This window comes from Nitrososphaerota archaeon (assembly GCA_011605775.1).
Classification (GTDB): Archaea; Thermoproteota; Nitrososphaeria; order Nitrososphaerales; family JAAOZN01; genus JAAOZN01.
Map to the genome: position 1 here is coordinate 1 of JAAOZN010000015.1, position 8153 is coordinate 8153.

8 protein-coding genes and 1 other annotated feature are annotated in these 8153 nt (G+C 45.7%); of the genes, 6 read left to right on the forward strand and 2 right to left on the reverse strand.

Annotated features, from left to right (window positions below; translation table 11 throughout):
- Positions 1–24: 24 nt before the first annotated feature.
- Positions 25–81: a sequence feature (possible 23S ribosomal RNA but 16S or 23S rRNA prediction is too short), on the forward strand.
- Between the two features lie 125 nt (positions 82–206).
- The gene (gene hisC, locus HA494_01335; GenBank protein NHV96422.1) at positions 207–1286 is read left to right on the forward strand and encodes a histidinol-phosphate transaminase; all 1080 of its coding nucleotides are present in this window, start codon (positions 207–209) and stop codon (positions 1284–1286) included.
- A 6-nt stretch (positions 1287–1292) separates the two neighbouring features.
- Here hisC and HA494_01340 read toward each other — a convergent pair whose 3' ends face one another.
- On the reverse strand, positions 1293–1568 hold the full coding sequence (locus HA494_01340) for a UPF0147 family protein (GenBank protein ID NHV96423.1): 276 nt from the start codon (positions 1566–1568) through the stop codon (positions 1293–1295).
- Between the two features lie 116 nt (positions 1569–1684).
- Between HA494_01340 and HA494_01345 the strand changes: the two genes are divergently transcribed.
- The 5 genes from HA494_01345 (at position 1685) to HA494_01365 (ending at position 6576) form a co-directional block, all read left to right on the forward strand.
- Positions 1685–2002, forward strand: coding sequence for a hypothetical protein (locus HA494_01345; GenBank protein NHV96424.1), 318 nt, complete (start codon positions 1685–1687; stop codon positions 2000–2002).
- Positions 2003–2086: 84 nt separating this feature from the next.
- Entirely contained in the window at positions 2087–2224 is a 138-nt protein-coding gene (locus HA494_01350; protein ID NHV96425.1) for a hypothetical protein, read from the forward strand.
- An 86-nt stretch (positions 2225–2310) separates the two neighbouring features.
- Positions 2311–3948 carry an AAA family ATPase gene (locus HA494_01355; GenBank protein NHV96426.1) on the forward strand — a complete coding sequence of 546 codons (1638 nt, stop codon included), beginning with the start codon at positions 2311–2313 and terminating at the stop codon, positions 3946–3948.
- On the forward strand, positions 3945–5372 hold the full coding sequence (locus tag HA494_01360) for an ATP-binding protein (protein ID NHV96427.1): 1428 nt from the start codon (positions 3945–3947) through the stop codon (positions 5370–5372). Before HA494_01355 ends, HA494_01360 begins: the two co-directional genes overlap by 4 nt.
- Position 5373: 1 nt before the next feature.
- A complete protein-coding gene (locus HA494_01365) occupies positions 5374–6576 on the forward strand; it encodes a DNA double-strand break repair nuclease NurA (protein ID NHV96428.1) in 1203 nt (400 codons plus the stop codon).
- Positions 6577–6593: 17 nt separating this feature from the next.
- Here HA494_01365 and HA494_01370 read toward each other — a convergent pair whose 3' ends face one another.
- Positions 6594–7853 carry an MFS transporter gene (locus tag HA494_01370; protein NHV96429.1) on the reverse strand — a complete coding sequence of 420 codons (1260 nt, stop codon included), beginning with the start codon at positions 7851–7853 and terminating at the stop codon, positions 6594–6596.
- Positions 7854–8153 lie beyond the last annotated feature (300 nt).

Here is an 8153-nt window from a genome sequence, read left to right on the forward strand (position 1 = left end):
GTGGTGGGTTGTGGGGGAGAGCGGGGGTAGAAGACCCCGTTGATGGGGCGGGGGTGTAAGGCGGAAGGCTTCGGCCGACCGCTTCAGCTCGCCGCTCCCAATAGCTCAAGGCGTCGAATTTAATGGTCCTCCCTTGGAGGCGCAATCTATGCACGGCGACTGCGTTTTTGGGAAAGGTTTTATGTTTTGTTTAGGTAGGTTGGTTTATGCGGTTTAGAGCGTTTCTCCAGTCGTTTAGGGAGTATGTTTGGGAGCCTTCAGATGATGAAATCGCTTCGTTGGTGGGTTTGGATGTTTCTAAGATTAGGCGTTTTGACCTTAATACCTCACCATATACACCTACCCACTGGTTGAAGAAGCTGGGCTCTGAGTTGGAGGGTGTTGCTGTAAATCGTTATCCTGACACGTCATACCGTGCTTTACGTAAGGGGTTATCGAAGTATCTAGGTGTGGGTGAAGATTGTTTTGTTATAGCTAACGGTGGAGATGAAGCCTTTGATATAATCGCTAAAGTTTTCCTTGACGCTGGTTCCGAGGTAGTGATCTCTAGCCCATCTTATTCGATGTTTCGTATAGTGAGTGAGATTATGGGGGCTAGGGTGGTTTATGTGCAGCGAAAAGAAGATTTCGCTGATGATGTGGATGGGTTGATCAAGGCTGTTAACGATAGGACGAGGTTGATCTTTCTCTGTAACCCTAATAATCCAACGGGTAATGCTGTTAAAAGGTCTGATCTGCTACGTATTCTTAATGAGTGTGATGTAGGTGTGGTTGTCGATGAGGCTTATCAAGACTATGGTGGTGAATCGTTCGTCAAATTGACCGAGAGGTATAGCAATCTCATGGTCGTTCGGACGTTCTCGAAGGCGTTTGGGCTTGCTGGTGCTCGACTAGGTTATATTGTTGCTTGTGAAGATACTGTTCGGCTGCTCAATAAGGTTAGGCCCCCTAACAGTGTTGATGTGATTACTTTAAAGCTGGCTGAGTTGGCGCTGGAGGATGTTGAATGGGTTAAGCTTAGAGTCAGAGATACTCTGGCTGAGCGTGACCGTCTGATCTCCAAGATAAGTAGGCTGCGTGGTGTGAAAGTCTACCCTAGCGTAGCTAACTTCTTCCTAGTCGAGTTGTTAGAGCGGGTTAGGGATGAGGTTTACTTGGAGATGTTAAAGCGGGGGTTTGTGCTTCGTAAGCTTGACGACCCAGTTCTTAGAAGGTGTCTGCGAATTTCGGTTGGGTTGCCTAAAGATAACGATGCTCTGCTTGAAGCGTTACGTGAGGTTCTTTAAATCGCTCTATTCTTTAATGCTTTCTAATGTTGAAACCGCAGACCATATGGTTACTCTTGAGAAGGAGGGCATGTTGGGGTCTTGAGAGATCTCATCGAGGAGGCTTATAGCATTAGCTGCTCTAACCGCTATAGATGTTTTTTCATCTTGTAACATCGCTATCGCATCTTTAACAAGCTTCCTAATGTTTCTTGGTGTTATGGTGCTCTCCGCCACTTGCTGCAGGGTTGTTATGGCTTTCTCGAGCTTCTCTTGATTTTCCTTCTTCTTTTTGGCGCTCAACCGACTTCACCTCTTTGATAACTTTGCTCATCTATCTTGTTAGTGGCAGTAATAATTAACCTTTCTGCCTACTTTCACATAACATTAAAATATTAAGAGGCACATATGTTTGTTGAATGGCTTCGGTTTCGAGGAAGCAGCTGGCTGCAGCTTCTGAGATGCTTAGGAAAGGTGCTACTCTTCTCAGCGAGCCTTGTCCAAGATGTGGTGGTGTTCAGATCAAGTATAAAGATGAAGTCATCTGTATAGTCTGTGGTGCTGGTAAAGAGATGGTTGCTCAACCAGCAGCCAAGCCGTCTTCACTTAAAGAGGTCTTGGAAGCCAAGGCTCTTGAAGTAGCATATATGTTGAAAGATGAGCGTTCAGTCGAGCGGCAGAAGGAACTTCTTGACCTACTCTGCAGGTACGTCGAGCTTCTGTCTAAGTTGGGTTAGACTGCAGTTTGCTCAGAGGTCGACACAGATGCTAAAGAATCTTTAAGTATAAAGCATAAGTGTGAAGGAACAGAGGTAGCCGCCTTGGACGATGTTGAAGCAAAGTTAAGGAAGCGGTTGAATGAAGAAGAGTATACGCTCCTACACCTTTTCCTTACTACCCCGCCTAGCAGAATCAGAGACGTCATAGGTAAGTTGATGGAGGAGGCAGAGAAGAGCTGAAGCTAGAAAGGGTTAAACTTGCTGGCTTTCGGGGGTTAAAGGAAGACGAATATACCTTAGCTGATCTAACCGTCTTTACAGGAGGCATGGGCACAGGTAAGACCTCCCGCCTCCTAGCGGTTCTGTTTGCTCTCTGCGGCGAAGCCCCTTCTGGTCTTACATTAGATGATCTAATCAATACATCTTCCGACCACATGCTGGTCAGAGTAGAGGGGCGCATAAACAATCTTCCTTTCTACATCGAAAGGAGGAAAAGGCGTGGTGGACCTGTAGCGGTGAAGACAGATCTACCTGAGCAGCTGAAGATCGACCCGAAGATCTTTGTTGATGGTAGGGAGATATCGAAACTATTCGTCGGCGCACCCACAGAGAAGGCTCTTAAATTAAACCAACTCCTAGGATTTGAAAGATATGATCAAGTCGCATCTGAAATGACTCCTGTGCCTATAGAGCGAAGAATACAAGAGCTTGAAAGGCAGCTATCTGCTTTCAGGCAGATCGAGGATATCAGAAGGCGAGAGGCGGAAACCACCTTGGAAATAGGTCGGATTAAAGATAGGCTCTCAGCACTTCGGGTCAAATATATGATGGACAGCGCCATGGTAAAGTGGGCTGAGGAAGTTAGACAAAGGGCTGAAGAAGCAAAGCGGAGCGAATTAGAGATAAAAGGCAAACTTAAGCTGCTTGAACAGTACCGATCTCAGCTAAAAGGTTTGCCTGAGGGAGCTATAGGTGTTGAGGAGGAGCTGCGTGAGATGGAGGCTAGGAATGATGCGCTAAACCGAAGGATAGCTGTTCTAGAGGCTTCTATAAAGATAATCGATCTACAGAAAGGGATGAATGTTCAGACGTGCCCTCTATGTAACGCACCGCTTTCAAAAGAAGCGCTTGAAAGTTTTAAGCATATGGAAGAGGAGTATAGGAAGGTTGTAGAGGAGTATAGCAGCCTCCAGACCAGCCTAACGCAGAAGCGCAAAGAAGTAGAAGAATATCGAAGGCTTATGGAGCAGAGACAATTTATCGAAGCCCAGATAAGTAGATTAGAAGATGAGATCACGCAGACAAGAGTGCAGAGTGTGTCTGAAGAGGATCTGTCGAAGGCTCTGCAGCTGCTGAAGGAGGCGGACGAAACAAAACGTGAAATAGAACTGCTTGAAAGTAAGTTGAGCAGCCTTGAGGCGCAGAAACAAGCCTATCAGACCGCTCTTGCGCAGCTAGGTTCACAAGACGCTGCAAGCCTTGAACAAAGAATCCGGAAGCTCAAAGACCTTGCTGATAAGATCAAGCGTATAAGATCAGCGCTCATAGAGGCTGTAAACGAGGCTAAAAACGAACGCCTTGCTTCGATCCAATCTTCATTTAAAGAAGCCTTTAAGAAGATCTATCCATATGAGCGGATAAAAGATGTTGACTTTGAAAGCAAGATTGTAAGAGGACATGAGGTTCTCTACGTTAAGGGTAAGGTGAATGAAAGCTGGGTGTATGCGCACCAGATGAGCACGGGCGAAAACGTAGCTTTAAGCTTCGCCCTCTTATTGGCTGTTAATGAGCTAGTAAGTTCTCCTCTCCTACTGTTAGACGAGCCTGAAGAGGGGTTGGATGAATCCGGGATAAGAGGTCTTGCAGAGGTCTTAAAGAAGATGAAGCAAAGGACTCAACTCTTAGTAGCGACTAGAAGCCCTCTACTTGCCTCGCTACTTAGATCAGAGGGCAGCATCGAATGAGACCAATAGGGATAATAGCGAGCGAATCTTCAGAAAACGAAGCCCGGGTCATACTCAACCAATTTGAGGAGAAGAGGGTTAAGGTAGAGGATCTTGTGCTAGTAGACAATAGGAACGAAGGCAAGATACTTGCGGTCCTAAGGAGAGGTAGAGGAATAAACGAAAACCTCAAGGCTGGAGGATATAATCCTGGTGTGGCTTACGCGAGAGCCGGAGGACCCCCCTCAACAGCTAAGGAAACCTACGACTTCACGCTTTCAGTTATAGGCGAGGTCCAAGACGCTATTCAGCAGAACAAGAAGATACTTGCACCGGGTTCAACGGTCTTCCTCTTCGAAGATAAAGATGACCCGATGCGATACCTAGCTGGCACAGAGCATAAGCATACTATCGGCTACTACGAAGGTCATCCTACGTGGCGTGTGCCTGTCGATGAAGCGTTTATACCCTATCACATAGGCGTCTTCGCCTCTACCGGTGGTGGCAAGTCTTTCCTAACACGACTGCAGTTGATCCCCATGTTTCTAAACGCTGGGTTTGATGTGCTCGTCTTGGACTGGAAGGGGCGTGACTACGCACCATACTTCAAAAAGCAGAATGTGATCAGCATATCCGAGATAGCCTTAGACCCAGAGACGGTTATTTCGTATCTCTGCAAAAAGATGGGTAACTTCGGCTACCTAAGCCAGCAATCAAGGGGTACGGTAACACAAGCATTAGAGGAGTTCGTCTACTTAGAGAGTTGGCGCGGTTTAACTGTAAACGAGTTTAGAAAGGTCTTTTACACCAACATGATACAAGCCCTAAACCCACGCAACATGACTTCAGGTAAATCTTTTGAGGATCAGCAGAGGTTTGAGAGAGGGTATCGTAGATTAAGGGACAGCGATATTCAGAACATCCTCGGCACGCTAACAGCTAAAGATATACTTCATCTGGTAAGAGAGAGGAAGCTTATCGTTATAGATATGAAGAAGACTGGCAGAGACGAGAAGCTCTCAGTCTTCTTAACTCTCACCCGCTACCTTATGGATCTGATGCATAATGACGAGGATCTTAACCTAGCTCTTGTTATAGATGAGGGTCCGCAATACTGCCCCTTCAACCCAGATAGTATACAGAAAGAGACCACCGATATGATCATAGATCTTTGTGCACTAGGTCGGTCACATAAGCTCTGCAGCTGCATACTGTCACAGGGTATAGCGGGTGAAATAGGTATAAATGCTGCTGTGAGAAGAAACTTGAATACGCAGTTTGTGGGTAAGATTCACCCCCTCGACATGAATGAGGCTGGAAACTGGCTCTCTCCGTTTAACATAGATCCAAAGTTTCTTCTCTCCCTTCCGCCAGGGCACTTTTACTTCATGGGTAATATGAACCCATCACCTATACCGCTACTGATAACATTTGAGGTGAAGTAGGTTGCTGGACGATAATGAGGATGCTTGGCTCAAGCTACCCCAACCCCTCCAACACCAGTTCTTTAAGCTGGCCGAGAATGAGGCAGAGAAATGCAAAGAAAGAATTCGGAGGATACAGCAGAAGATAAGAAGCCTAAGTGCGGTGATAAGGGGAAGACCTATTTCAGATTCAGATGAGTGGAGGAAGTGGAGGGTCGCGGTAGTCGATGGCTCTAATTCGCCTACTACAAGCGAGAGATTAGGCATAAGAGTCGGGACATACTGCGCCTCCTACCTAATATTCGATGGTATGCGGCAGCTGGATGAAGGCTACATATCAAAATGCTACATAACGGATCAGCTAGAAGCATATAGAGAATCATTAACCTTACTTGAGCTTCTAAGGCTTAACCTTGAACGTGAACTTGCTTACTACTGCCTAAAAGAGAAGGATGTGGATTGGATTATACTTGATGGAAGCTTCTTCGGCTTCAGAGCTAGTGCACATAGAGTAAAAGAAGAGATAGTGGGTGTAGACGAATACCGCTTCGGACGAGAGTTGGTTTCAAACATAAGAGATAAGACGCTAACACTCATGGATTCAAGGAAGGTTGTAGGGTTAATAAAAAGAAGCCGAAGCGCCGCGATAGATGGTTGGCTACTACACAAATATGGCGATCCGAGTAAATGTGTTGGCGCGAACGACAAATATATTCTAGCAGTCCTCCTCCCACCAGGACACTACTTCGCATACGAGTGGATATTTGAGCGCCCAGAGGCATACCACTACTACGCTCAGATGAGAGCGCTCTACGATTACGCAATCCTCTCTAGAAGAAGGATTAGAAGCATGGATCAACTCTATGATAGTGCTAAGAGAAAAGTAACGCACAGCATCTATAAGTCGCTAGAATACGCAGTGGAGCGTATTACAAGTCTAGCGAGGTACTTTGTTAGATGTTGTGAGCCGCCACCCTTCGAATTTGAAGTTAAGGTCGGCACAGAGATAGAGCCTCTCCTCTCCTACTTTAAGGCGTTCCACAACCCCGCTACAGGGCTACCTTGGCCCATCGATCTGGTAGACCTAAACACGACTATCCCAAAAGGCTTTAACAAAGAGTTTGTGGAGGAGATAGAGGCGCTTCTTATAAAAGACGCTTCCTCGCAAAAAGAGGTGTTGCTCAATTACTTTACTTACCTTAACCCTCAAAAGGAAGAGGATTAGGAGGATGCTAACATACTCTACATTTTGTAGTGTATTTCTAGTATAATCGATGCTAGAAACACGAGTATCGCTGCTAAAAAGAATGTTGTTGTATAACCAAAGTAGTATGAGAGATAGCCAGACACAAATGCACCGATGAGAAACGCGATACCGTTCAACGAGCTAAAGACCCCCAACAACCCACCTTGCTTACCCACTGGCATCGCTCTAAAGAGAAGCGAGTTGAGGTTTACGTTGATTATAGCATAGGCTGCTCCTAACAGCGCGTAGACCACCATCGTTGTATAAAAGATGCGTGTATCTGCTATAAGGCTCGCGAAGACCGCAGCTAGAAGCATACCAATAGCTCTTGCAATCAACGCTTTACTCGCAACTGCGTGTGAAACTTTACCGCTGAATCTTTTCAGAAGGAATTGTGATGTGGCTGCGTTAGCAGCCACTATATAGATGTTTAGCAGAAATACTTCTGAATCTGATAAGCCTACGTGTTTAAGGTAGGGTGTGTATGGTGTGAAGAAGAGGTTAGCTGAGAGCGTAAATAGGAAGGATGCTGCAAATATGAGTGGTATCTCCCTAGTTAACGCCTTTCGACTCATAACCGCTATTGATTTGAAGTCGGTTAAGTGAGGGCGGCGGAGAAAGATCAAAGGGAGATGTGTAAGTCGGTGTATAAGGCCTTGCGCAGACCATAAGATGGAGCGTCTCTCTAATAAGATCTTTGGTTCAGGTATCTTTGATGTAAATAATAGAGCTGCGGCTGAAAAGATTGCTGGAATTATAGGATAGGATGTGATTGGAAAGAAGGCTGTCCATGCAACACCAGCAACCATGCCAATTATCTGACCAACGAACGTGTAGAGGTTTGAAATAGTATACCCCTTCTCCCACTGCTTCTTCGGCAAACTCTCTAAGATCAGTAGGTTGAAAGCGGGTGCGAAGGCTGCTGCCGTTTGAGAGTAGATGCCGAAGATCACGATTAAAGAAGCTATGCTGCTCGAGTAGTATAGCGCTATTGATAAGAGTAAGCTGATTGCAGAAGCTAAGTATAGTAGATTCCTTCGCCAACCACCTAGATCACATACATATCCCCAAAATAGTGTAGTAGGGACTAAAAGTAGATAATATGCTGCTACAGCGAGGCTTACGTCTATTACGCTGCCGCCCCGCGCTATAATCACAAGCGGAAGATAAACCGATACACTTTGTGTAGATGCGTAAAAAGGTATGAGGAAGAGCCAATTTAGTTTCCCTTTGCCTACTCCTCCATCTTTCAGCATCACAACACACCTTAAATAATGATAACCATCTGCTAAGCTGGATGTAGATAACTTTGACACTAAACCGCTTTCATATATTAGCACTCCTCATAACTGGGGTTGCTACAAGCGTTGCGGCGCTATCTTGTGGATCACTCTACTCATATATCTGGGGGCTGCTTGAGGAGGCGATTTTAAAAGAAAGGCCCTTTGTCTTTGTTACTACTCTACTCTCTATAACCTTAGGCTTTACGCTCATCCAATACTTTTCTACAATTAGATCAGGGAACAGCGATACACACTTAATGCTCGAAACACTCC

Coding starts and splice junctions, on each gene's coding strand:
- hisC (NHV96422.1), top strand. CDS start 207: ATGCGGTTTAGAGCGTTTCTCCAGTCGTTTAGGGAGTATGTTTGGGAG.
- HA494_01345 (NHV96424.1), top strand. CDS start 1,685: ATGGCTTCGGTTTCGAGGAAGCAGCTGGCTGCAGCTTCTGAGATGCTT.
- HA494_01355 (NHV96426.1), top strand. CDS start 2,311: ATGGGCACAGGTAAGACCTCCCGCCTCCTAGCGGTTCTGTTTGCTCTC.
- HA494_01360 (NHV96427.1), top strand. CDS start 3,945: ATGAGACCAATAGGGATAATAGCGAGCGAATCTTCAGAAAACGAAGCC.
- HA494_01370 (NHV96429.1), bottom strand. CDS start 7,853: ATGCTGAAAGATGGAGGAGTAGGCAAAGGGAAACTAAATTGGCTCTTC.